27 protein-coding genes are annotated in these 23,343 nt (G+C 63.1%); 7 read left to right on the top strand and 20 right to left on the bottom strand.

The features are described 5' to 3' along the window. Positions 1-15 precede the first annotated feature (15 nt). Positions 16-1,128: an S-(hydroxymethyl)glutathione dehydrogenase/class III alcohol dehydrogenase gene (locus DFR49_RS11830; RefSeq protein ID WP_119036391.1), complete on the bottom strand. Its 1,113-nt coding sequence runs from the start codon at positions 1,126-1,128 to the stop codon at positions 16-18. A gap of 182 nt (positions 1,129-1,310) precedes the next feature. On the opposite strand from DFR49_RS11830, the gene katG reads away from it, so the two are divergent. Next, positions 1,311-3,512, top strand: a complete 2,202-nt coding sequence (gene katG, locus DFR49_RS11825) for a catalase/peroxidase HPI (protein WP_119035860.1) — start codon at positions 1,311-1,313, stop codon at positions 3,510-3,512. 221 nt (positions 3,513-3,733) lie between these two features. On the opposite strand, the gene arr is transcribed toward katG, so the two are convergent. Then, positions 3,734-4,156 carry an NAD(+)--rifampin ADP-ribosyltransferase gene (gene arr / locus DFR49_RS11820; protein ID WP_119035859.1) on the bottom strand — a complete coding sequence of 141 codons (423 nt, stop codon included), beginning with the start codon at positions 4,154-4,156 and terminating at the stop codon, positions 3,734-3,736. Positions 4,157-4,690: 534 nt separating this feature from the next. Between arr and DFR49_RS11815 the strand changes: the two genes are divergently transcribed. The 5 genes from DFR49_RS11815 to arsH are packed head-to-tail and all read left to right on the top strand — an operon-like array spanning position 4,691 to position 7,813. Next, entirely contained in the window at positions 4,691-5,044 is a 354-nt protein-coding gene (locus tag DFR49_RS11815; RefSeq protein ID WP_107393705.1) for an ArsR/SmtB family transcription factor, read from the top strand. Further along, a complete protein-coding gene (locus DFR49_RS11810) occupies positions 5,041-5,568 on the top strand; it encodes an arsenate reductase ArsC (protein WP_107393704.1) in 528 nt (175 codons plus the stop codon). The genes DFR49_RS11815 and DFR49_RS11810 overlap by 4 nt, the downstream gene beginning before the upstream one ends. After that, complete coding sequence (gene arsC, locus DFR49_RS11805) at positions 5,558-5,986, top strand: arsenate reductase (glutaredoxin) (protein ID WP_107393703.1); 429 nt, start codon at positions 5,558-5,560, stop codon at positions 5,984-5,986. The genes DFR49_RS11810 and arsC overlap by 11 nt, the downstream gene beginning before the upstream one ends. 7 nt (positions 5,987-5,993) lie before the next feature. Continuing rightward, entirely contained in the window at positions 5,994-7,070 is a 1,077-nt protein-coding gene (gene arsB / locus DFR49_RS11800) for an ACR3 family arsenite efflux transporter (protein ID WP_107393702.1), read from the top strand. Continuing rightward, entirely contained in the window at positions 7,067-7,813 is a 747-nt protein-coding gene (arsH, locus tag DFR49_RS11795) for an arsenical resistance protein ArsH (protein WP_107393701.1), read from the top strand. The genes arsB and arsH overlap by 4 nt, the downstream gene beginning before the upstream one ends. 14 nt (positions 7,814-7,827) lie before the next feature. Here the strand turns inward: arsH and DFR49_RS11790 are convergent, their stop codons facing one another. The 15 genes from DFR49_RS11790 to DFR49_RS11720 all read right to left on the bottom strand — a co-directional run bounded on the left by DFR49_RS11790 (position 7,828) and on the right by DFR49_RS11720 (position 20,954). Beyond that, positions 7,828-8,052, bottom strand: a complete 225-nt coding sequence (locus DFR49_RS11790; RefSeq protein WP_107393700.1) for a helix-turn-helix transcriptional regulator — start codon at positions 8,050-8,052, stop codon at positions 7,828-7,830. A gap of 2 nt (positions 8,053-8,054) precedes the next feature. Next, positions 8,055-8,399 (bottom strand): DUF736 domain-containing protein, encoded by a 345-nt coding sequence (locus DFR49_RS11785; RefSeq protein WP_107393699.1) that lies wholly within the window; start codon positions 8,397-8,399, stop codon positions 8,055-8,057. Then, positions 8,396-8,617: a DUF2274 domain-containing protein gene (locus DFR49_RS11780; protein WP_107393698.1), complete on the bottom strand. Its 222-nt coding sequence runs from the start codon at positions 8,615-8,617 to the stop codon at positions 8,396-8,398. Before DFR49_RS11780 ends, DFR49_RS11785 begins: the two co-directional genes overlap by 4 nt. 14 nt (positions 8,618-8,631) lie before the next feature. Further along, positions 8,632-9,906, bottom strand: coding sequence for a TraB/TrbI/VirB10 family type IV secretion system protein (locus tag DFR49_RS11775; protein WP_107393697.1), 1,275 nt, complete (start codon positions 9,904-9,906; stop codon positions 8,632-8,634). Next, positions 9,903-10,880, bottom strand: a complete 978-nt coding sequence (trbG, locus tag DFR49_RS11770; RefSeq protein ID WP_107393696.1) for a P-type conjugative transfer protein TrbG — start codon at positions 10,878-10,880, stop codon at positions 9,903-9,905. Before trbG ends, DFR49_RS11775 begins: the two co-directional genes overlap by 4 nt. Then, positions 10,877-11,704 (bottom strand): conjugal transfer protein TrbF, encoded by an 828-nt coding sequence (trbF, locus tag DFR49_RS11765; protein WP_107393695.1) that lies wholly within the window; start codon positions 11,702-11,704, stop codon positions 10,877-10,879. Before trbF ends, trbG begins: the two co-directional genes overlap by 4 nt. Before the next feature lie 6 nt (positions 11,705-11,710). After that, complete coding sequence (gene trbL / locus DFR49_RS11760) at positions 11,711-13,048, bottom strand: P-type conjugative transfer protein TrbL (protein WP_107393694.1); 1,338 nt, start codon at positions 13,046-13,048, stop codon at positions 11,711-11,713. A gap of 27 nt (positions 13,049-13,075) precedes the next feature. Beyond that, positions 13,076-13,807, bottom strand: coding sequence for a P-type conjugative transfer protein TrbJ (trbJ, locus tag DFR49_RS11755; RefSeq protein ID WP_107393693.1), 732 nt, complete (start codon positions 13,805-13,807; stop codon positions 13,076-13,078). Beyond that, positions 13,804-16,272, bottom strand: a complete 2,469-nt coding sequence (gene trbE / locus DFR49_RS11750) for a conjugal transfer protein TrbE (protein ID WP_107393692.1) — start codon at positions 16,270-16,272, stop codon at positions 13,804-13,806. The genes trbJ and trbE overlap by 4 nt, the downstream gene beginning before the upstream one ends. Then, complete coding sequence (locus DFR49_RS11745) at positions 16,266-16,553, bottom strand: VirB3 family type IV secretion system protein (protein ID WP_107393691.1); 288 nt, start codon at positions 16,551-16,553, stop codon at positions 16,266-16,268. Before DFR49_RS11745 ends, trbE begins: the two co-directional genes overlap by 7 nt. Beyond that, the gene (locus tag DFR49_RS11740) at positions 16,553-16,888 is read right to left on the bottom strand and encodes a TrbC/VirB2 family type IV secretion system protein (protein ID WP_107393690.1); all 336 of its coding nucleotides are present in this window, start codon (positions 16,886-16,888) and stop codon (positions 16,553-16,555) included. Before DFR49_RS11740 ends, DFR49_RS11745 begins: the two co-directional genes overlap by 1 nt. A 1-nt stretch (position 16,889) precedes the next feature. Beyond that, positions 16,890-17,849, bottom strand: coding sequence for a P-type conjugative transfer ATPase TrbB (gene trbB / locus DFR49_RS11735; protein ID WP_211314321.1), 960 nt, complete (start codon positions 17,847-17,849; stop codon positions 16,890-16,892). 14 nt (positions 17,850-17,863) lie between these two features. Then, positions 17,864-18,277 (bottom strand): CopG family transcriptional regulator, encoded by a 414-nt coding sequence (locus DFR49_RS11730; protein WP_342749142.1) that lies wholly within the window; start codon positions 18,275-18,277, stop codon positions 17,864-17,866. Next, the gene (locus DFR49_RS11725) at positions 18,274-20,379 is read right to left on the bottom strand and encodes a conjugal transfer protein TraG (protein WP_107393689.1); all 2,106 of its coding nucleotides are present in this window, start codon (positions 20,377-20,379) and stop codon (positions 18,274-18,276) included. Before DFR49_RS11725 ends, DFR49_RS11730 begins: the two co-directional genes overlap by 4 nt. Positions 20,380-20,522: 143 nt before the next feature. Continuing rightward, positions 20,523-20,954: a hypothetical protein gene (locus DFR49_RS11720; RefSeq protein ID WP_107393688.1), complete on the bottom strand. Its 432-nt coding sequence runs from the start codon at positions 20,952-20,954 to the stop codon at positions 20,523-20,525. Between the two features lie 368 nt (positions 20,955-21,322). Between DFR49_RS11720 and DFR49_RS11715 the strand changes: the two genes are divergently transcribed. Beyond that, positions 21,323-21,982, top strand: a complete 660-nt coding sequence (locus tag DFR49_RS11715) for a type IV toxin-antitoxin system AbiEi family antitoxin domain-containing protein (RefSeq protein ID WP_245896597.1) — start codon at positions 21,323-21,325, stop codon at positions 21,980-21,982. 24 nt (positions 21,983-22,006) lie between these two features. Here DFR49_RS11715 and DFR49_RS11710 read toward each other — a convergent pair whose 3' ends face one another. Genes DFR49_RS11710 through DFR49_RS11700 form a run of 3 tightly spaced genes read right to left on the bottom strand, consistent with a single transcriptional unit; the run spans position 22,007 to position 23,276 of the window. After that, entirely contained in the window at positions 22,007-22,696 is a 690-nt protein-coding gene (locus DFR49_RS11710) for a DUF4145 domain-containing protein (protein WP_170112522.1), read from the bottom strand. Then, positions 22,693-22,986 (bottom strand): type II toxin-antitoxin system RelE/ParE family toxin, encoded by a 294-nt coding sequence (locus DFR49_RS11705; RefSeq protein WP_107393685.1) that lies wholly within the window; start codon positions 22,984-22,986, stop codon positions 22,693-22,695. Before DFR49_RS11705 ends, DFR49_RS11710 begins: the two co-directional genes overlap by 4 nt. Continuing rightward, positions 22,983-23,276: a CopG family ribbon-helix-helix protein gene (locus DFR49_RS11700; protein WP_107393724.1), complete on the bottom strand. Its 294-nt coding sequence runs from the start codon at positions 23,274-23,276 to the stop codon at positions 22,983-22,985. Before DFR49_RS11700 ends, DFR49_RS11705 begins: the two co-directional genes overlap by 4 nt. Between the last annotated feature and the right edge of the window lie 67 nt (positions 23,277-23,343).

The raw sequence follows: 23,343 nt of genomic DNA, 5'->3' as shown, positions 1-23,343 counted from the left end.
GTTTCCCTCCCCTTTTCAGTACACCACGACGCTGCGGATGCTTTCGCCCGCATGCATCAGATCGAAGCCCTTGTTGATCTCGTCGAGGCTGAGCACATGGGTGATCATCGGGTCGATCTCGATTCGGCCGTTCATGTACCAGTCGACGATTTTCGGCACGTCGGTGCGCCCGCGCGCGCCGCCGAACGCGGTGCCTTTCCACACCCGCCCGGTGACGAGCTGGAAGGGCCGCGTCGCGATCTCCTTGCCGGCTTCCGCCACACCGATGACGATGCTTTCGCCCCAGCCGCGATGGCAGCATTCGAGCGCCGTCCTCATCACCTCGGTGTTGCCGGTCGCATCGAAGCTGTAATCGGCGCCGCCGTCGGTCAGTTCGATCACTTTCGCGATCGTCTCCTCGCGCGACAGGCCCTTTGAATTGAGGAAATGCGTCATCCCGAACTTGCGGCCCCATGCCTCGCGGTCGGGGTTGATGTCGACGCCGATGATCCGCCCCGCGCCCACCATCTTCGCGCCCTGGATGACGTTGAGCCCGATCCCGCCCAGCCCGAACACGACGACGTTCTCGCCGGCCTGCACCCTGGCGGTGTTGACCACCGCGCCCACCCCGGTGGTGACGCCGCAGCCGATATAGCAACTCGTCTTGAAGGGCGCGTCCTCGCGAATTTTCGCCACTGCGATTTCGGGCAGCACGGTGAAGTTCGAAAAGGTCGAACAGCCCATGTAATGGAAGATCGGCCGGCCCTTGTACGAAAAGCGCGTGGTGCCGTCGGGCATCAACCCCTTGCCCTGCGTGGCGCGGATCGCGGTGCACAAATTGGTCTTGCCCGACAGGCACGATTTACACTGGCGGCATTCGGGGGTGTAGAGCGGGATGACGTGATCGCCCGGCGCCACGCTGGTCACGCCCGCGCCCACCTCACGCACGATCCCCGCCCCCTCATGCCCCAGCACCGAGGGGAACAGCCCCTCGCTGTCCAGCCCGTCGAGCGTATAGGCGTCGGTGTGGCAGATGCCCGTCGCCATGATCTCGATCAGCACTTCTCCCGCCTTCGGCCCCTCCAGATCGAGGTCAACGATCTCCAGCGGCTGTTTCGCCTCGAACGCGACGGCGGCACGGGTCTTCATAGCGATCATCCTTTCGTTGCGCCGTCCCATATCACAGGCCCGGCCGCTTTGGTCGAGGGCGTGATCGCGCGGTGCCGATCAATCGATTTTCTCGCTCAACCTGACCGATCTTAATCGCTTCCGTCGTTGACGACTCGGGCCTAGCCTCGCTTCCGACAGCCGAAGACATGAGGAGAGAGAGCATGGACGCGACGACAAGTGATCCGCTGGGCGACGGCTGCCCGATGCATCAACAAGGCGCGATACGCTCGCTGCTCGGCCGCACCAGCCGCGATTGGTGGCCCAACCAGCTATCGCTCGATATCCTTCACCAGCACGGCCGCTCGGGCAATCCGCTGGGCGACGATTTCGATTATCGCAAGGCGTTCGAGGCGCTCGATTACGCGGGCGTCAAGCGCGATCTCCACGCGCTGATGACCGACAGCCAGCCGTGGTGGCCCGCCGATTACGGGCATTACGGCCCGTTCTTCATCCGCATGGCGTGGCACAGCGCGGGCACCTATCGCACCGGCGACGGGCGCGGCGGCGCCTCGTCGGGCAATCAGCGTTTCGCGCCGCTCAATTCGTGGCCGGACAACGCCAATCTGGATAAGGCGCGGCGCCTGCTGTGGCCGATCAAGCAGAAATACGGGCGCAACCTTTCCTGGGCGGATCTGCTGATCCTGGCCGGCAACGTCGCGATCGAATCGATGGGCGGGCCGGTGTTCGGTTTCGGCGGCGGGCGCGAGGACATTTTCGAGCCCGAAAAGGACGTCTATTGGGGCACCGAGGAGGAATGGCTGGGCCAGACCCGGATCGATCCCGACAAGGAGATGGTGCTCGAAAACCCGCTCGCGGCGATCCAGATGGGTCTCATCTACGTCAACCCCGAAGGCCCCGGCGGCAATGCCGATCCGGCGCAATCGGGCCGCGACATCCGCGAGACCTTCGCGCGGATGGCGATGAACGACGAGGAGACGCTCGCGCTGACCGCGGGCGGGCACACGTTCGGCAAGTGCCACGGCGCGGGCGATGCCGCGCTGGTCGGCGCCGAACCCGAAGGCGCGGACATCGCGCAGCAGGGCTTGGGCTGGATCAGCGGGCATGAAAGCGGTGTCGGCGATCACACCATCACCAGCGGGCTCGAAGGCTCGTGGACGCCGACGCCGACCAAGTGGGATCACAGCTATTTCCACATGCTGCTCGATTACGAATACGAACTGGTCAGGAGCCCCGCGGGGGCGAAACAATGGCAGCCGGTCAACGTCGCGCCCGACGATCTGGCGCCGGGCGCGCACAGCCCCGACAGGCGCGTGCCGACGATGATGACGACGGCCGACATGGCGATGAAGGTCGATCCCGAATACCGCAAGATCGCCGAGCGTTTCCGTGACGATCCGGCCGCCTTCGCCGATGCCTGGGCGCGCGCCTGGTTCAAGCTCACCCATCGCGATATGGGGCCCAAGGTTCGCTATCTCGGCCCCGACGTGCCCGAGGAGGACCTGATCTGGCAGGATCCGCTGCCCAAGGCTGATTACGCGCCGATCGGGGACAGCGACGTCACCGCCTTGAAGAAGCGCATCGCCGATTCGGGCCTTTCGGTGGTGCAGCTCGTGAAAACCGCCTGGGCGTCCGCTTCCACGTTCCGCGGATCGGACAAGCGCGGCGGCGCCAACGGCGCGCGCATCCGTCTGGCGCCGCAGAATAGCTGGGAGGTCAACGAGCCGGCCGAACTCGCCAAGGTGCTCAAGGTCTATGAGGGCATCCAGCGCGATGTCGGCAAGCCGGTCTCGATCGCCGACCTGATCGTGCTCGGCGGCGGCGTCGGCATCGAGCAGGCGGCGAAGGCCGCTGGCAAGAGGGTGACGGTGCCCTTCGCCCCCGGCCGCGTCGACGCGACCGCCGAGCAGACCGATGCGGACAGCTTCGAACCGCTCGAACCCAAGGCGGACGGCTTCCGCAACTACCTCCAGACGCGCTTCAGCGTGCCGACCGAGGAGCTGCTGATCGATCGTGCCCAGCTTCTCGGCCTCAGCGCGCCCGAAATGGCGGTGCTGGTCGGCGGGCTGCGCGTGCTCGGCGCCAATCACGGCGGGTCGAAACACGGCGTCTTCACCGATCGGCCGGGGCAACTCACCAACGACTTCTTCGTGCATCTGCTCGACATGGGCACGGCGTGGAAGGAAGTGGACGAGGCTGGCGACGAGGAATTCGTCGGCACCGACCGCGCGACCGATACGCCGCGATGGACGGCGACGCGCACCGACCTCGTCTTCGGTTCGAACGCGCAGTTGCGGGTGATATCCGAAGTCTATGCCGCGGCGGACGCGGGCGACAAGTTCGTGCACGATTTCGTCGCGGCCTGGGCCAAGGTGATGAACGCCGACCGGTTCGATCTGGCCTAACCGGCAGGGCACGCCCCGGTGCTGCCGCCCTGACGCGGCACCGGGGCGCTTTTCGCAGGCGAGGACGCTGGCGGGCCGAAGCCGACGAAACGGAGAACTACATCTGCGCTATAGCCCTCCGACATTGAGGCAAAGAGGAACGCTATGATGGGGTGGTTTGCTGACCGTCTCCCTTTAGCGATTCGATCGTGTGATGAGCATGAGCTGCGCGCCGCCGCGCATCAGTTGATGATGTCGCCTCGTTCGTCTGAACGCAGTGCGGTCAGACGTTCTCTCCACAATCGTAATGCTTCGGGCGTCAATCTGGTCCAATGCGTGATTTCGCCAATGATCTTGAGCGGTGCGCTGCTGCGATACGACCGAGTGGGGTTGCCGGGAAATTTCTTGTCGGTCACGTTCGGGTCGTTCTCGAATGTCTCGGTCGGCTCTACGACATAAACATGCGGGGCTGCGTCGCCTCCGGCGAGCTCCGCCGCGATTTCAGCGGCAAGCCCGGCACCGTCCACAATGGCAGTGAAGTAGATGTGGTTCATCACCACGTCGGGACGATAGTTCGACCGGTATCCTGCGGTGAGGAAATCATCCACGCACAAATTCGCGATTGTACCGTGAAAGAACGGTCCCTCGTCTAGTACTTCGGCCATCGTCACCGCCCTTGTCTTGTGATCTGGTTGTAATCAGTGAGCTAAGCGGTTCCAACAGCCGCAATCAGGTCGGTGCCTGTCGTCGCTGATCATCAGGCTGTAGCGTAAGAACGGCGGTGATTTGCGGGGCGTATAGCCGCTTGGCGGCGATGCGGTGATCGGCGGTAAATGGCGGAGCGGGAGGGATTCGAACTCAGGCGATATGTTGCTGTTTTACGAACCCTAATTTACTCGCCAAATCCAGAAAGCCACGCTGGAAACCACGCAGGGCAGTTTTGCCGTTCTTCCACTTGATCCGAACGCATGGCGATCAAATCATCGGCTCCCTTTCTATAATGAATCCGGCTCCTTTGAGCAACTAACCGATCGCTTGTTCTGCGTCCCTGAATTGGGCTGCAACTCCTGCGACGGCGCAATGTGAGCAGACATTCTCGGAGGTGCCGCAGGGCATTTGATATTCGGTAGCGGGACTTGCGCCAATTTACGACGCCATCCGAAGGTTGCTCGAATCGAAATTTCCTATATAGTCGAAATATGGAACTTAAGAACGCCCTCTCCGCGCTCGCCGCTCTCGCCCATGAAGGGCGTCTCGCTGCTTTCCGCATGTTGGTTCAAGCGGGCCACGAAGGCATGGCGGCGGGCGAAATAGCCCGTCGCCTCGACGTGCCGCCGAACACGCTTTCGTCAAACCTGAGCATCTTGTCCCACGCGGGCCTTATCGAAAGTCGGCGGGATGGGCGGTCGATTATCTACACCGCACGATATGAGAACATGACCGCGTTGCTCGAATATCTGATGCAGGATTGCTGCGCCGGGCATCCTGAAATCTGCGCGCCTCTCGTCAAGGTCGCGCTGGACAGCCGGTGCGGACAGGAGGGTTGTGCATGAGCAATCAGGTTTACAACGTCCTGTTCCTTTGCACCGGCAATTCGGCCCGTTCGATCTTGGCGGAAAGCGCGCTCAACAAGCTGGGAGAAGGCCGCTTCCGGGCCTTCTCGGCGGGCAGCTTCCCGAAAGGCGACGTGCATCCGATGACATTGAACGTGCTGGCCTCGCTCGGCTATCCGACCGATGGGCTGCGTTCCAAAAGTTGGGATGAGTTTGCGGCTTCGGGTGCGCCGAAGATCGACCTCATTATCACTGTCTGCGACGACGCTGCGGGCGAAACCTGCCCGGTTTGGCCGGGGCGGCCGATCACGGCCCATTGGGGGATCGAAGATCCTGCCAAGGTCGAAGGGGAAGGCCAGCGGGAAGCCTTTGTCCGCGCCCTTCGCTACATGCTGAATCGTATCACGCTGTTCCTCGCGCTGCCCCATGACAGCATCGACCGCATGACGCTCGCCGCCAAGCTCCGCGAAATCGGCCAAGCCGAAGGCACTACCCATCCGAAAGCAAGCAACAATGCCGATTGACATTATCGTGTATCACAACCCGGAGTGCGGCACCTCGCGGAACGTGTTGGGCCTGATCCGCAATGCCGGGATCGAGCCGCACATTATCGAGTATCTGAAAACGCCGCCTGCGCGCGCCTTGCTCGTCCAGCTTATCGAACGCGCGGGAATCGCGCCGCGCGACCTCTTGCGCGAGAAAGGCACACCATACGCTGAACTTGGCTTGGGCGACGAAAGCCTAACCGACGACGCCTTGTTAGACGCGATGATGGTGCATCCAATCCTTATCAACCGGCCGCTGGTCGTCTCGCCGCTCGGTGTGAAATTGTGCCGCCCTTCGGAAGCGGTGCTGGACCTGTTGCCTGTGCCGCAACAGGGCGCGTTCGCCAAGGAAGATGGCGAACGGGTCGTGGATGAACAAGGCCAACGGGTCATCTGAGGCGAATATGTCAACGGCTCCCCTTGCGGCCACGGTGCCGTCTCGTCCCGGCATTTCCTTTTTCGAGCGGTATCTAAGCCTGTGGGTGGCGCTGTGCATCGTGGCGGGCATTGCGCTCGGCCATGCGCTACCCGGTCTGTTCAGCGTGATCGCAGCGGCCGAAGTCGCCCGCGTTAATCTCGTGGTCGCGGTGCTGATCTGGCTGATGATCGTGCCAATGCTGCTCAAAATCGACTTTGGGGCGCTTGGAAGCGTCAGGCAGCATTGGAAGGGTGTCGGTGTCACCCTGTTCATCAACTGGGCGGTCAAGCCCTTCTCGATGGCACTGCTCGGCACTCTGTTCATCGGCTGGCTGTTCGCGCCGCTACTGCCAGCGGGCGAAGCATCGTCATATATTGCCGGGCTGATCCTGCTTGCCGCCGCACCCTGCACGGCAATGGTGTTCGTCTGGTCCAACCTGTGTGACGGTGAGCCGACTTACACATTGAGTCAGGTCGCCTTGAATGACCTCATCATGGTCTTTGCGTTCGCGCCGCTGGTCGGGCTGTTGCTCGGCGTGGCTTCGGTGACGGTGCCGTGGGATACGCTGTTGCTTTCGGTCGGCCTCTATATCGTGGTGCCGGTGGTCGTCGCGCAGCTCGTCCGGCGCGCTGTGTTGGCGGCAGGCGGGCAATCCGCCCTAGACGGCCTGCTGGCTCGCCTTGGGCCTGTGTCGCTGGTCGCCTTGCTGGCAACGCTGGTGTTGCTGTTCGGCTTTCAGGGCGAGGCGATCATTGAACAGCCATTGGTCATCGGCCTGCTGGCCGTCCCCATTCTGATCCAAGTCTATTTCAACGCCGGGCTGGCCTATTGGCTAAGCCGCCGCTTTGGCGTCGCGTGGTGCGTCGCCGCGCCCTCCGCGCTCATCGGCGCATCCAATTTCTTCGAGCTGGCCGTGGCCGCCGCAATCAGCCTGTTCGGCCTCAAGTCGGGGGCGGCGCTCGCAACCGTGGTCGGGGTGCTGGTCGAGGTTCCGGTCATGCTCTCCGTGGTCGCCATCGTGAAGCGGACTCGCGGCTGGTATGAGAAAGGAGCCATCGCTTGACCCGTCTCCGCGCGCTTTCCGATCCGCGTCATCTGCCCGCCCTCGATCTCCGCTATATCCGTGAGCGGCCCGCCGTTGGTCTTGGTGCGGGCGATCCGCCGCCGCGCATCCTGCTCCTGTATGGTAGCTTGCGCGAACGGTCCTTCTCGCGCCACGCTGTCGAGGAAGCCGCAAGGCTGCTCCAATTGTTCGGCGCGGAAACGCGGATTTTCGATCCGGCTGATCTGCCATTGCCCGATCAGGTGAAGGGGGACGATCATCCCGCCGTTCACGAATTGCGCGACCATGCCATGTGGTCGGAAGGCATGGTGTGGTGCAGCCCGGAGCGTCACGGCCAGATAAGCAGCATCATGAAAGCGCAAATCGACCATCTACCGCTCGAAATGAAAGGTATGCGCCCCACGCAAGGACGCACTCTCGCGGTGATGCAAGTGTCCGGCGGCTCGCAGTCATTCAATGCGGTCAATACGCTGCGCCTGCTCGGCCGCTGGATGCGGATGTTCACGATCCCCAATCAGTCGAGCGTAGCCAAGGCGTTTCAGGAGTTTGACGAAACGGGTCGAATGAAACCGTCAGGCTATTATGATCGCATCGTGGATGTGATGGAGGAATTGATACGGTTCACTATCCTGTTACGGCCGCATGCCGATCAACTCGTAGATCGCTATTCCGAACGCAAATCCGCCGATATTGTCATTGACCCGGCGCGCGACATCTCAAGCATCGCGGTTTGCAAGCGGTAGCATGATCGACGCCCCTACCAGAACTTGCGGCGTTTCCCTTCAAAGCCATCTTTCACCTTGTCGATCCATGCGACAATCTCATGCTCGCTCCAACGGGAAGCATAAGGCGATATTTTGTAGGGGGCGGGGAAACGTCCCTGGGTGATAAGCCGGTAGATCATCGACTTTCCAAGACCAACGCGCCGCGTGACTTCTTCCAGTTTCAGGAGGCGTTCGGGAGGCTCGGAAAACTCCGTCATATCTAACCCATATTCGGGGGAACGGCGGATGCATGGGCAAAGGGCAACACCATCTGCGCGGTCATGCCTTCCGCGTCCGGGAACAGCATGACTTTGAGCGGATAAAATGGGTCGTCAATTTCGACGCGTAGATAATCGCGCGGTGGATCGCTCCGCGATTCCTTCTCCCAGGCATCGCCAACCGTCTGCCACCCCAGCATCACACGAAACGCGGGCGCGTTGTCGCTGACCCGATTGTCGTTGGGGACGAGACGGATTTTTCGCTGGATGGTGAGCGTGGTGATTTCGCCCTCCCAACCGCCTTGCTTCGACCGCTTGAAACGGCCGATGACTCTGCGGCGCCTCACGTCCCGCTCTCCACATCACGGCGCGCTTTCGCAAATGCGCGGTCGCTGGCGAGGAAGGTTTCGAGCATCGCCGGTATCAGGTCGGCCACCGCCGCCTTGTCGGCATAGGCCCGATTGTAGATCGCGGCGTAGTCGGCAAGGGTGTGCGCTAGGTCCGGTGTCACCGTGATCGCGATCTTGACCGGCGTGCGGTCTGGAAGTTTGGCGAGTTTGAGCATGGGGCGTTCTCCTGTCAGCGAGCGCCACCCCAGGGCCGCAATTGCAAATCCTTGTGAACGATCACGCGGAGCGGCCATCCGGGGCGGACGGTTATCGTGGGCTGGATGTTGAGATTCCTGGTGACGATCTGCTGCCCTGCCTGATTGGCGGACTGCTGGGTCGACTGACGGACGGCGCGGACAAGATCGCTTTCATCGTCGCCGATCGACACTTCGGTGCCGACGCCGAGCAGCGTCGAGAGCGCCACACCTTTGAGCAGGCGCCAGGTGTGGAAATCCACCTTGTCCTCAAGGCCGGCATAGCCCGCCGCATCGGTAGCAGGCAGATTGTCGATCTGGATGGAGGAGCCATCGGGCAGTATGATCCGCTGCCAGACGAGCAGCGCACGGCTCTGTCCAAACGCCACGACGCTATCATAGCTACCGATCAGACGGGCGCCCTGGGGAATGAGCAGGGTCCGCCCCGTCACGGTGTCGAATACATTCTCCGTCACCTGCGCGATGACCATGCCCGGCAGGTCGGAATTAAGCCCGGTGAGCAGACTGGCGGCGATGACGCTCCCCGCCATCACCTGATAGGGCGATGCCGGTGTCTCCAGCACATGGGCGTTATAGATCCCGCCCGACGCCTGCCGCCCGACAAAATCCAGCTTGCGCTGCTGGTTGTTCTGATCGTGCTCCGGGTCGAGCGCGAGGCGATCGCTCGCGGCCGGTGGCTCCGGAGCGATAGGGACGTCAGCGGCGCTCTGGCTGAAGGCCATGGCAGTGCCCGTCGAACGGCCCGACGACTGCACCATGACGCCGGCCTCGCGGGCCTGCGCGGCTTGCCCAGCGAGACGCTGGCGTTCGGCTTCTGCGGCCTGTTCCTCAGGGGTCATCGCCGGTGTGGGGTCATCGCCTGCAAGCTGGCGCTGGCGATCAAGGATCGGCTTACCCAGGTCTCCGGGGAGCGGCGCTCCCAGCACCGGGACGCCGCGCGCGACCTCGCCATAGCTGCCCGGCAGGTTCATCACCTGATCGGCGGGAGTATGCCGGTCGGTGATGGCCTTGTCCTCGCCGGCCGCGACGATCTGGAGCGTCTTCGGCCCCAGCGCCATCCAGGCGACGCCGGCAATGGCGAGCGAACCGACGGCCGCGCCGCCGATGATGACGCCCCGCCGGAAGCGCACCACACGGCGGGGGCTGGCGCGCAGAACCAAGGTGTCGGGCGCGGCTTTTGAGGGCGGCGCGGGCGACGCGGCTTGCGCTTCCGGCTCCGGCGCGATCGGATCAACGGGCGGCTCGCTCATTTCCGCGTCCTCCCGGCCTGACCGTCAGTTCGGCTGATCCGCACGACGGCTTGCGGGTTTTCGCCGAGACGCAATTCAGCCGCCGCGAACAGGCGGTCGACGATGTAATGGTTGCCGCTGACGCGGTAGTTGACGAGCTGGCTGTCACCGAGCGGGCCGACCACGAACAACGGCGGCGCTTCCCCCTGATCGAGTCGCGCGGGAAACTCGATATAGACCTTATTCCCGTCATCCCAGGCGCGAACCGGCCGCCACGGCGGGCTGTCACCCGTGATCTCGTAGCGGAAGCGCAGGTTGGTGAGCGATATGCCATCGGCCACCGGCTGCGCCTGCTCGGCCTGTTGGTTCTGGCGCTGAAGCGCCACAAGCCGGTCTTGCGGATAGGTCCAGCTTATAGCGGCCATCGCCGTCCTGTCGGTGCTTTCGAGCGCCAGATGATAGGCGCGGCGATCGGTGGTGATGACCATGTTGGTCGCCAACCCCGGCGCAAACGGCTTGACCAGCACATGCACGCGGGCCTGATCTCCAGCGCCGCTTGCAGTGTCACCGATAACCCAACGCACCGTGTCACCGGCCGAAACCGCCACCAGCTTCTCGCCAGGCTGCAACGCGATGTCGCTCACCCGTTCGGGTGCGGCATAGAGCCGGTAAAGTGCTCCTTCGGTCCAGGGATAGACCTGCACGGCATTAATATAACCCGCTCTCGACGGCTCGCGCGTGGCGGCGCGGTTCGCGGCTTCCACCCGTGCGGTGGGAGGGCTGTTGTCGGCCTTCACCGATGGCGGCGGCAATAGCTGCCCCGGCAAGGGAAGCGGCACTGGCTGTTCGACGATCTCGACCGGCCTGGGCGGTTCGGCTTCTTGGTGCGCGGGCTGGAAGTCAGCGGTGTCATAGCTGATCGCCGGCGGTGTCGTCTTGCCGGCACAGGCGGACAACGCCAGTGCCGAGACGGACAGGACAATGATCCGGGTCATGGGGCGGAATCTCCTTCATTGGCGGGACTGGCCGACGCGGCCTGAACCGGCGCGCTATCCTGCACGGGCATTGCGGTCGGCGTTGTTGGAGCCGGAACGATGGGCTGCTGCGGAGGCTGCTGGTCCGCCGTCGCCGGCGGGCCTTCGAGTTCCCGTGCCCAGTCGATAGCGTTGACGAACAGGCCGAGTGGATTCTTGCGGAGCGCATCGGCAGTTTTGGGCGGCTGCATCTTCACCGTCAGCATGGCGGTCCAGCGTTCGGTTCTGGCCAAGCTGCCACGCTCGTAGATGCTTTCGGTCCACTTAACCTGAAAGCTGGTGTCGGAGGCGCGGACCACACTCGTCACCTGCACCGATACGCTGCGCTGGCCGATACCCGCGAACGGATCGTTGCTACGGGCATATTCGTTGAGGAAAATCGCCGCGCGGTCGGTAGCGAAGTCGTATGCATCAAGCCAGTTGCGCTTGACCAATACCGGGTCGGTGGAGACCGACCGCACGTTCGATATGAACCGGCTCAGGAACCAGGCGATCTGCCCGTCGGTGGGCTGATAGTTCTGGATCGCCGGCGCTACACTGCGGGCTTCACCGAGCCGATCCACCTCAACGACGTAGGGGGCGACGCGGCTCTGCATCGATTGCCAGACGTTCGAGCCGATCAGGATGCCGGTCAGACCAAGACATCCGAAGGCGACGAGCCGCCAGTTCTTCGCCTGCACGCGCGCCGAGCCGATGCGCTCGTCCCAGAGCTGGCCGGCACGCTGATATGGGGTTTCCGGTTCGGGCGTGCGCCCGTAACGCTGGATGGATCGCTTGAAGATCATGAAAAATCACTCCTTGTCGCTAAGGTCGGGATTGGCCGAGCCACCGGGACGATCGCCGTCCTTGACCGTCTGCATCGCCATGTGGCGGCGATGACGTGCAGCCTGTTCGGAGCGCAGATTGCGCGCCCAGGCCGGAGCGCCACCGGCTGCTCCGGCGGCCGCGCCCGCAACCGAAGCGCCGGGCGATGCGCTAGACGGCGAAGACGTGCGGCCGGCATGCCATGCAGCCTGCTGCCCGCGACCGGCAGCGTCCCTGAATGGTGCCGTGACGCGCGCGGCCGCTGCCTTCAATCCTTGCGATGTCGCGCCACCGATTGCGGTGCCGATGCCACCCATACCGGCGCGCATCGTGCTGCTGCCGGAAGTTTCCTGCCCGAGCCGATAAGCGGTGGCGCCGGCGGAGCCCATCGCGGTTCCGGCCCGGATCGCAGCCATGCCGCCAGAGGCGCCAGCCATCGCAGCGCGAGTGCCGAGCATCGCCGCGCCGCCAGTGGCCAGCGCTGCGCCCGCCACCGTGCCGACGGCCGCACCCGCGCCGAGTTGCGGTGCGCCCGTAACGAGACCGGAGGCAATTGAGGGACCGAAGATGGCGAGGCCGACCAGCGTCAGCGCGCCCATCAACAGGCTCAAGGCTTCCGCGATACCGGGATCGGCTCCGACCAGGCTGTTGAGCTGCGCGAAGAAGTTGGTGCCGATGCCGATAATGACCGCCAGCACCATGATCTTGATGCCTGACGATATGACACCGCCCAGCACCCGCTCGGCGAGGAAGCTGGTCTTATTCCACAGTGCGAACGGCACCAGCACGAACCCGGCGAGCGTCGTCAGCTTGAACTCAATGATGGTGATGAAGACCTGCACGGCCATGCCCAGGAAGGCCAGCACCACCAGAAACCAGCACACGAGCAGAACGGCGATGGTGAGGAAGTTGCCGAAGAACTCGGGAAAGCCGGAAAGCGTCCCGACCTTAACCAGAAGCGGCCACGCTGCTTTGAACCCCGTGCCCCCGATCGCGCCCGGACGGAGCAGGTCGGCGGCCGACATACCGCCTCCCGACGCGGTGATGCCAAGCCCGGAAAAGCTGCGAAAGATGATGTCGGCAAGCGTGTTGAAATTGCCGATAATGAAGGCGAAGGCACCGACATAGAGTGTCTTCTTGATAAGGCGGCCAAGCACGTCAGAATCATTGTCCATCGCCCACCAGAGCGCGGCCAGAGTCACGTCGATGCCGATCAGGACGGTGGTAAGAAAGGCGACATCCCCGGACAGGAGGCCAAAGCCGCTGTCGATGTAGGTCGTGAAGACGGCCAGGAAGTTGTCGATGATGTTGAGATCGGGGTTCATGGCCGTGTGCCGCCTTTCCGGTCGCCGTCAGTTGCGCGTGTAGATGTCGCGTTCGCCGATGAAGCGCCGCGTGGTCTCACGCGCGGCTTCGAGCGCCTGTTGCTGGCGGGCGCGCTCGATCGCATCGGCACGATACTGGGCCGCCATCATGTTCTGGATTTGGAGCTGCTGCTTGGTGGACAGCGCAATGAGCTGGTTGGTCGCCTGTTGCGCCTGCAAGTCGCCAGTCGCTGATTGGCTTTGCGATACCAGTTCCGAGAGCAGTGCGGCGTCGCCCTGGACATTCTCCACGACCTGCGCCTGAACGCGCATGGTCTGCCGGTAGGCTTTCATCGACGCCTGCAACCGCGCGCGCGCCTGGGCGATGATGTCGCTGGTCGACAGCGTTTGATCGAAGTCGGCGGGAAATTGTGTCCGCAGCGCGTTATCGGTCGATCCGAGATCGAACGCGATGCCCTCCGCCTGCATCATCAGCGTGTCGATGCGCTGCATTGAGTGGGTGATCTGCGCCAACGATGAGAAGTCGAGGCGTTGGAGGTGCTTCGCCATATTGGTGAGCATCGTCGCCTGGTTCTGGAGCGCCCGGATCTGATTGTTGATCTGCTGGAGGGTGCGCGCCGCGGTCAGGACATTCTGTGCGTAGTTCGACGGATCGAACACCACGCCGCCAAATTGCGCGTGCGCGGGTGCGGTCGGCACGATGGCGGTGCCGATCATGGCGGTCGCAGCACAGCACGCGGCAAGGATATTGGTTTTCATGAGGGTAGCTCCTTCTGCTGGGGGATGAAGGGGTCTCCCCCGGCGCTGTTCGCGCCGGGGAAGTCTCGGAGAAGACCGGCCGCCCAGCCGAGGCGGCGCGCTTCAAGAAAGGCAGCGGCGAACCCGACCTCGCCCTGTTCCGCGAGCAGACGATCGATCAGGCTTTGCGTGTCGGGATCGGAGGCGCCGCACAGCGCCACGGCGATCGGCCCCAGCGTCAGCTCGAACAGGCGATTGCCGCGCCGGGATTGCAGATAATAATGCCGCTTCGGCGTGGCGCGGGCGATCAGTTCGATCTGCGTGTCGTTGAGGCCGAACCGCTCATAGGTGGTGCGGGCCTGCGGCTCGATCGCCCGGTCATTGGGAAGCAGGATGCGTTGCGGGCAGCTTTCGATGATCGCGGGCGCGATGCTGCTGTCGGCAATGTCCGCGAGGCTCTGCGTGGCGAAGATGACGCTGACATTCTTCTTGCGCAGAACCTTCAGCCATTCGCGGATGCGCTGGGCGAACAGTGGATTGTCGAGAAATACCCAGGCTTCATCGAGAATGAGCAGCGTCGGCCGCCCGTCGAAGCGTTCTTCGAGCCGGTGGAACAAATAGGTTAGCACCGGCAGCACGACGCTGCCTGAGTTCATCAGCGCTTCGGTCTCGAAGCACTGAACATCCGACAGGTCCAGGGCGTTTTCCGCCGCATCGAGCAGCCGCCCGAATGGCCCTTCGAGCGTATAGGGCATGAGCGCGGCCTTGAGCGCGTTGGACTGGAGTAGAACCGCAAGGCCGGTGAGCGTGCGCTGTTCGGGCGGCGCGCTGGCAAGGCTGGTGAGCGCCGACCAAAGCGCTTCCTTGACCTCCGGCGTCACATCGACCCGCTCATGGGCGAGCAAGGCCGCGATCCAGTCGGCCGCCCATGCCCGCTCGCCGTCATCGTGAATGTTGCGCAAGGGCTGGAATGCCAGTGCGTCGCTCTCGCCCAGAGCATGATGTTCGCCGCCCATCGCCAGCACGGTGGCGCGCGCAGACAGCCCCTTGTCGAAGATATAGACCTGAGCGCCGGGATAGCGCCGGAACTGCAAGGCGAGCAGTGCCAGCAGCACCGATTTGCCCGCTCCGGTCGGGCCGACAACCAGCATATGGCCAACGTCGCCGACATGGGTGGAAAGGCGGAACGGCGTCGAACCCCAGGTCTCCGCATAGAGCAGCGGCGGCCCATCCAGATGATCGTTGCGCGACGGCCCTGCCCATACTGACGACAGCGGCATCAGATGCGCGAGGTTCAGCGTGTGGACCAGCGGTTGGCGGACATTCGCATAAACGTGGCCGGGCAGACTGCCGAGCCAGGCTTCCACGGCGTTCACCGTTTCCCGGATGCAGGTGAAACCGATGCCATTGACGATCCGCTCGACGATGCGGAGCTTTTCGTCAGCCGCCGCGCTATCCTCATCGGACACGGTGATCGTCGCCGTGTAATAACCGAACGCGACATGATCGCCGCCCAGCGCCTGCAAGGCGAGATCGGCATCGACCACCTTATTATCGGCATCGCTGTCGGTCAGCGGCACCGGCTCGTTCATCATTACCTCGCGCATGATCTGCGCGATCGACTTGCGTTTATTGAACCATTGCCGCCGGATGCGGGTCAGCGCCTTGTTGGCCTGCGTCTTGTCGAGCGCAATGAAGCGTGTCGCCCAGCGATAAGCGAACCCCTGACGATTGAGTGCGTCGAGGATGCCGGGTCGAGTTACGTTCGGAAATCCCAGCACCGTCACCGTGCGAAGGTGTCCGTTCCCCAGCATCGGCTCGATGCCGCCGGACAGCGGCGTATCGACCAGCAGCCCGTCGAGATACATCGGCGTCTCAGGGGCCGCGACGGGATGCCTTTTGGGTGAAATGCAGCCGTGCAGGAAGGTCAGCGTCTCGCTGTCGTCCAGCGCGCGAACCTCCGGCATGATGCCGGTCAGGAGGTCGGATAGCCGATCACTCTCGGCGATGAAGGCGCGCAGTTCGGTGCGCCAGTCGCGATCCTGTTGCGGCTGCTCGCGCTCCAGCAATGCCCGTTCGGCCCGGCTGATCTGATCGGCGGGCGGCAGGTAGCAGAGGGTCAGGTGATAGCGGCTCTCGAAATGCTCGCCCTTGCGGCCGTCAAAATGTCCACGCCGTTCCTCGTCGACCAGCCAGGAGGCCGCATCAGGAAACTGGCTGTCGGGATAACCCAATGCGGGCGCGCGCTCGGCGTCGAAGAACAAGGCCCAGCCCGACCCCAGCCGGCGCAGCGCGTTGTTCGCCCGCGCGCAGACCGAGACCAGTTCGGCTTCGGTAGCGGATTCCAGATCGGGACCGCGAAAACGGAACGTCCGCTGGAAGCTCCCATCCTTGTTGAGCACCACGCCAGGCGCCACCAACGCAGCCCACGGCAAATGATCGGCCAGTCGGTCGGATAGTCCACGATATTCCTTCAGGTTCAGCATGAGAGATACGCCTTTTGCCGGAGGTGGCGGGCAAGGACGGGCGCAAAATCGGGGTCGCGCTTGGCCGCGAAGACGGCGAGGCTGTGCCCGACCAGCCAGAGCAGCAGGCCCCCGATCCATTGCTGGAGGCCAAGTCCCATCGCGGCCGCCAGTGTGCCGTTGAGGATCGCGATCCCTCGGGGAGCACCACCGAGCAGGATCGGTTCGGTAAGTGCGCGATGCAGCGGCACCTCGAAGCCCTCGATGGAGGTGGCGGGCGCGATGGAAGCGGCCACCACCATCAGACCAGCGCCCCGCCGCCGAAACTGAAGAAGGACAAGAAGAAGGAACTGGCGGCGAAGGCGATCGACAGGCCAAATACGATCTGGATCAGCTTGCGAAAGCCGCCGCTGGTTTCGCCGAAGGCCAGTGCCAGCCCGGTGGTGATGATTATGATAACGGCGACGATCTTGGCGACCGGACCCTGGACCGATTCCAGCACTTGCTGAAGCGGTTCTTCCCAGGGCATTCCCGATCCGGCCGCCATCGCGGCGGCGGGGAGGATGAGGACGGCACTCGCGGCAAGCGTAAGCCGGTGCGGCAGGCGCGCGAATGCGGGCAGAGGTGTGATATGCATTTCAATCTCCAGAGCAATGGGGGATGGCAAGGTCGGTGACGGCGTAATCGCCGTCGGCGTCGAGACCGCTGACCTCGGTAACGGTCTCGATTCTGCGGCCGGTGCCCCGGCCGGAGATGAACACCACAAGGTCGATCGCGTCAGCGATCAGGCGGCGCGGAACGGTGATGACGCTCTCGGCGACAAGCTGCTCGATCCGGTAGAGCGCGGAGCGAGCGCTATTGGCGTGGACGGTGGCGATGCCGCCGGGGTGGCCGGTATTCCACGCCTTGAGCATGTCGAGGGCTTCGCCGCCCCGGACTTCGCCGACGATGATCCGGTCCGGGCGCAAGCGCAGCGTCGAGCGCACCAGATCGGCCATCGACACGGTGCCGGCCTTGGTGCGCAGCGCCACGGTATCGGGCGCGGCACATTGCAGTTCGCGCGTGTCTTCGATGATGATGACCCGCTCGTCGAGCGTCGCCATTTCGTTGAGAAGCGCATTCGCCAGCGTCGTCTTACCCGATGAGGTGCCGCCGGCAACCAGGATATTCTTGCGCTCGACCACGGCCATCGACAGCGCCAGCGCGACCTCTGCGCGCATGATGCCGTCGGCAACATAGTCCATCAGCCGATGGATGCGGGCGGCGGGCTTGCGGATCGAGAAGCAGGGCGCGGCCGAGACCGGAGGCAACAGCCCCTCGAAGCGTTCGCCACCTTCAGGCAGCTCGGCGCTGACGATCGGCGCGCCGGCATGAACCTCCGCCCGAATATGCGAGGCGACCAAGCGAATGATGCGTTCGGCTTCGGCAGGCTCGACCCGCAGTTCGGTATCCACGCGGCCTTCGCCGAGCAGGTCGAGCCGGAGCGTGCCATCGGGGTTGACCATGATCTCGATCACACGAGGATCGCCGAGCGCCGCGGAAATCGCCGGCCCCATCGCCGTGCGGAGCATGGCGCGGCGGCGGCCCTGCGCCGTCATATTGGCGGAAGCAGTCACCGTGCCGCCTCGCTTGCAGGTGCGAGTGGTTTCGCACCGGTCGCCATCTGGCGGCCGACTTGCGCGATGAAGCGGTCGAAGCGGTCCCGGCCGATGGCGCGGGCAGCGGCATCGGGTTCGGGAAGCTGGGCATTGAGGCAATATTGCTGGTGGATGAAAAGCGAGAGGCTTTCCAGAAGCACCTGAACGTCACGCCCGACGCGGCCGATCTGAAGGCTCATCCGGTCGAGCCGGCCGCCAAAGCGATCGTCCAGTTCGTGACTGCCTTGCCGGGTCAGCCAGGCATCGAGAGCAGCCACCAATATGTCGGAGCGCGCCACGCCGGGCTTGGCGGCGATCTCCTCCAGCCGCTCCGCGAGGCGCGGTTCGAGGAAAAGCTGATAACGCACCTTGTCTCGGTTCCGCATCATTCGTCCCCGTCGAAGCCGGGGAGAAGATCGTCGCCGCGCGACTTCCCTTCATTGATGGCGACGGCACGAGCGACAGTGCCAAGGCCGGTCATTGCGCGTTGGTCGGCGACGGGATCGCCATCATCGTCATCTCCCGGCGTCAGCTCTGGTTCGCGCTCGGACGGCGTCTCCGCCTGTTCTTCGAGGCCGGGATGCCGCTGCTGCTGCAAGCCGCCTTCGGAATCTTCATCGAGCGCGGCGCCTTCGTCCTCGGCGGCGGGGATCAACCCGTCATGGAGGCCGCGCACCTCACCACCCCAGTCATCGGGGCGCGGAGCGGGCCGGTCGTGATATGCCGCACCGCCGACGCCGCCATTCCCACCATCATTCCCATCGCCGCTGCCGGCTCCCCCACTGCCGCCGCCATCAAGATCGGGCGGCGGCAGCACCCGCGATGTGAAATTGCGGTCCTGATAATAGCGAAGCTTCTTCGCCCGGATCGGTGGCAGGCCGGATACCAGCACAAGTTCGTCGGCAGGCGGAAGCTGCATCACCTCGCCGGGCGTCAGCAGCGGACGGGCGGTCTCCTGCCGCGACACCATGACATGGCTGAGCCAGGGCGCGAGGCGATGGCCGGCATAGTTGCGCTGGGCACGCAATTCCGTCGCGGTGCCGAGCGCGTCGCTGATCCGCTTGGCAGTGCGCTCGTCGTTGGACGAAAACGCGATGCGGACGTGGCAATTGTCCAATATGGCATTGTTCTCGCCATAGGCTTTGCTGATCTGGTTGAGGGATTGCGCGATCAGATAGGCGCGGATGCCGTAGCCGGCCATGAAGGCGAGCGCGGTCTCAAAGAAGTCGAGCCGTCCCAGCGCCGGAAACTCGTCCAGCATCATCAGCAGTTGATGCTTGCGGCTCTTTTTGGGGTCGCCTTCGAGCCGTTCGGTAAGCCGGCGGCCGATCTGGTTCAGCACCAGACGAACCAGCGGTTTCGTGCGGGAAATGTCGCTGGGCGGAATGACCAGATAGAGCGACACCGGCGATTTGGCGTCGACAAGATCGGCGATGCGCCAGTCGCACGCCGCCGTGTTCCGCGCGATAATCGGGTCGCGATAGAGGCCAAGAAACGACATGGCGGTCGACAAGACGCCGCTGCGTTCGTTCTCGCTCTTGTTCAACACCTCGCGCGCGGCCGATGCGACGACGGGGTGGACCTGCGGATGCTCCTTGGTGCCGAGATGGTTGGTCGCCATCATCCGCCGCAGCGTGTGGGCGAACGACCGCTGCGGATCGGAGAGGAAGGTCGCGACGCGCGCGAGGGTCTTTTCTTCCTCCGCATAGAGGACGTGCAGGATCGCGCCGACTAGCAGCGAGTGCGAAGTCTTTTCCCAATGCGAGCGGCGTTCCAGCGCGCCTTCGGGGTCAACAAGAATATCCGCGATGTTCTGAACGTCGCGGACCTCATCCGGCCCTTTGCGGACCTCCAGCAGCGGATTGTAACGCGCCGAACGGGGATCGGTCGGGTTGAACAGCAGGCAATGCGAAAAGCGCGACCGCCAGCCGGCAGTCAGGGTCCAGTTCTCCCCTTTGATGTCATGGACCACCACGCTGCCGGTCCAGGACAATAGCGACGGCACGACGAGGCCGACGCCCTTACCCGAACGGGTCGGCGCGAAGGCCATGACATGCTCGGGACCGTCATGGCGCAGATAATTACCGCGATAGCGGCCAAGAAACACGCCGGCATTGTCGAACAGCCCGGCCTTCGCGATCTCGCCGCGTTCCGCCCAGCGGGAGGAACCATAGGTGGTGACGTTCCGGTTCTGCCTGGCGCGCCAGAGCGAGCCGATAATGGCGGAAGCGCAGCCGAGGAATCCGCTCGCGCCCGCCAGCATCCCCGCCTTGTCGAAGACTTGCGGGGCATAGGCATCATAATGATACCACCAGCCGAAAAGCTGCCACGGCCGATAGACCGGCACGCCGAACGGGGTAGCCCACGGCGCGCCAAGCTGCGCCTGATAGCCGAGCATTGATGCGGCCCATTGGGTCGCTGCCCAAAGGCCGAGGATGACGATAGCGAAGACAACGAAAATCTGTCCGAGAAGCAGCTTTGTGGGGGTCATGTTCCTGGTTCCGACTCGCCGGCCGCGGAGTGCGGCGCGAACGGAACTCAAGCTGCGTCAGGTCAGGAAGGCAGCGTGATACCCCCAGTGGTCCCGGAATGTCCTTGGGCGTCCCCGCTGTCTTGGGAGCAGGGAAGTGAAGGCTAAGGTCGCACAGACAGCTCCCGCATGTTAAGCGGCAAATCTGCCTCCGCATCATAGAGGACGATACCGGACGGGCAGTCCTCTACGGTCACGGTCAGCGTGACCGTGCGATGCGGGATTTCGGCGGCAATCAATCGGCGCACGAGGCACCAATGCGCGTCATCAACACATTCCGACAGGTTGACCGTAATATGAAAATCATAGCCTGCGATGTCACCGCTGGATGGGCAGATGGCATACGGGTTGGTCAATGCGATAAGGACGATCCGGCCTTGTTCGGGCATTCCGCCCTCTCCATAGCCAAAAGCGGCGCGGACAATCCGGCTGATTTGCTCAATTTCCTGCTGCGCCTGAACCGGAAGATGCCCGACACGCGCCATCATGGCGATAGGGTCGTAAATATCGTTCGAAAAATCCGATTGCTCGTTCACAGCGCGTCCCGATCGAATAGTTGCAGTCGATAGGTTCAGTCGGGACGATCTATACTGTCATCAGCACCGAACTCCCGCGCACTGGACGCGGGAGCCGCCGGGGCTTCACAACATGACGAAACGACATGCGCCGCCGTTTTTAGTCCGAGGACTTGGACATATACGACGGCACCCCGGAAACCGAAGTTTCCGAGACGTTTTCGTTTCGTCGGGTTGTGAAGCCCGGCGCTGCCACTTCGCAGCGCGGTTGACTGCTTAGCAGGCGGGCCGGATGCCGCCAAGGTAACAAGAGCGGCAAAGCGCTTGGACTGCTGGGGAAGGCGCGTTGCTACCGGACAGGCTCCATCGCTCTGCATGATCCATTCAAAATGTCGGCACTTATTGACAAATACCGACATTTGATAACATCAAGCTATATGGAACTCGCTGGAACCCTATCGGATCAGGCCATTGCCTTTGCGCGTTGGCGTGGGATCGCGCGCGCGCGGGACTTTCGCGAGGCAGGCATACCCCCGGCAATCATCGCGCGGCTTTGCGAGCAGGGACAACTCGTGCGGCTTGCGCGAGGACTGTATCAACTCGCCGATGCTGATGACATCGACGCAGCCCATAGCCTCGCCGAAGCCGCACGGCTCGCACCGCATGGTGTCATCGTGCTCCTGTCCGCCCTGCAATATCATGGGCTGACCTCGCAGCTTCCCCATGCGGTATGGATTTGCTTCCACCACAAGGCGCGGATTCCGCGCACGCTGCCTTTCCGTGTCGAGGCGGTGCGTGCATCAGGCGACGCCTTCACGGCCGGGCGCATGACGGTTGAAATCGAAGGGGTTGCTGTATCGATCTACGACCCCGCCAAAACCATTGTCGATTGTTTCAAATATCGCAGCCGGGTCGGCCTCGATGTAGCGATTGAAGCCCTGCGCGACGGGCTGCGCCAGCGGAAGGTAACCCGTGCCGACCTTCGGCGCTATGGCGCCATCTGCCGGATGCACAATGTCATGCGGCCTTATTTGGAAAGCCTGTCGTAGAGAGGCAACATCATATGCTCACAGTCAGCGAACGCGTGGCGGGATAGTTTTTCGCACTTTGTCCGCCAACATCGGCGCGTAGTAAATAGCGTGAAGGATACCCTCGACTGTATCGAGCAGAGTGTTCACCGTATCAGCGCTAGGTTCGAAATCCCGGTGCATGGCGGCATGGCCAGCTTCGATCAGCGTATCCTTGAACATGGCCTGCTGGTTGGGGGCGACGTGTCCTGCGTCGAAGAACTTTTCGATGTTCTTCTCGAACCTTCCCTGATCTCCCACTTGGTCGATCATCAAGCGCTCCACCAGCGCCCTGATTCCCATCGTGGCGAGCCGGTGCGCCCCTATCGCCATGGCCCCATATATCTCGTCGCAAAGGCCGTTATAGGATTGAAGATAGGCATTGAACGGGAAGGCTTGGCGGCGCCATTGCGGTTTCTGGCGCGTGATCGACGGCGGAAAGAACTCGGTGTAAATCGCCGGCTGCCCGTGTTCGTCCGAGTCTTCGGAGAACCAGTGCCTATGGCGTAGCCTGACGGAATCGCAACCGAGACAGCGCATCAGCGCCCAACTGTCTCCACCCTCGATATAGATACCCCGCTGATCGTCCAACTCTTCCTGCCACGAAGTCTTTTCCGTATGAACGATCGCATGGTTGTTCCATTGCAAGCATTTGTTGCAATGCTCCCGCTCGACCATGTCTGTCCTGTCGTTCATCCTTCCTCCGAAACCAATGGCGGCCATTGCCTCGACGTGTGGACCAGCGTGAGAATCCAGACCGTCCCATCTTCGATCTGATACACCAGCCGATAATTCTCATGGGGAATCAACTCGCGCGTTCCCGCGATCTTGCCTGTCCGGCCCATGTGTGGAAAATCGGCCAGACGCGCCGCCGCATCTCCGAAAAGTTCATCCATCCGCAACGCAGCACGCGGATTATCGCCAGCGATGTATGCGATGATCTCGATACGGTCCTGTTCAGCTTCCGGCGTCCACTTGACGCTCACGCCTCTGCCTCATCGGCCCTGCGGCGCAATTCTGCCCGACGGGCCGCAAAGTCGGCTTCGACGTCCTCGTTTGGGCGGCCACGACCAGCACGAACCGACACACGGGCAGCTTCGACCTTTCGGCGCAGGAACTCGTCATAATCCCGCGCTTCGCGCTGTCGCTGGACATATTCGCGCATGAAATCCCGCACGATCTGGGAGGCCGGGCGATGGGTAGCCTCGGCTTCGGCCATGAACGCATCCCGCAAATCGGGTTCCAGTTTCATCGTGAAAACGGCATCCTTGGACATGGACGACTCCATTCAAGTTCATACTGACAAGATATATACACTCTCATTACCTGGCAATGCCTGGCCA

This window comes from Hephaestia caeni, from assembly GCF_003550065.1.
Taxonomy (GTDB): Bacteria; Pseudomonadota; Alphaproteobacteria; order Sphingomonadales; family Sphingomonadaceae; genus Sphingomonas; species Sphingomonas caeni_A.
The sequence above is the reverse complement of the archived record's forward strand: the minus strand, read 5'-3'. Positions and strand labels throughout refer to the sequence as shown.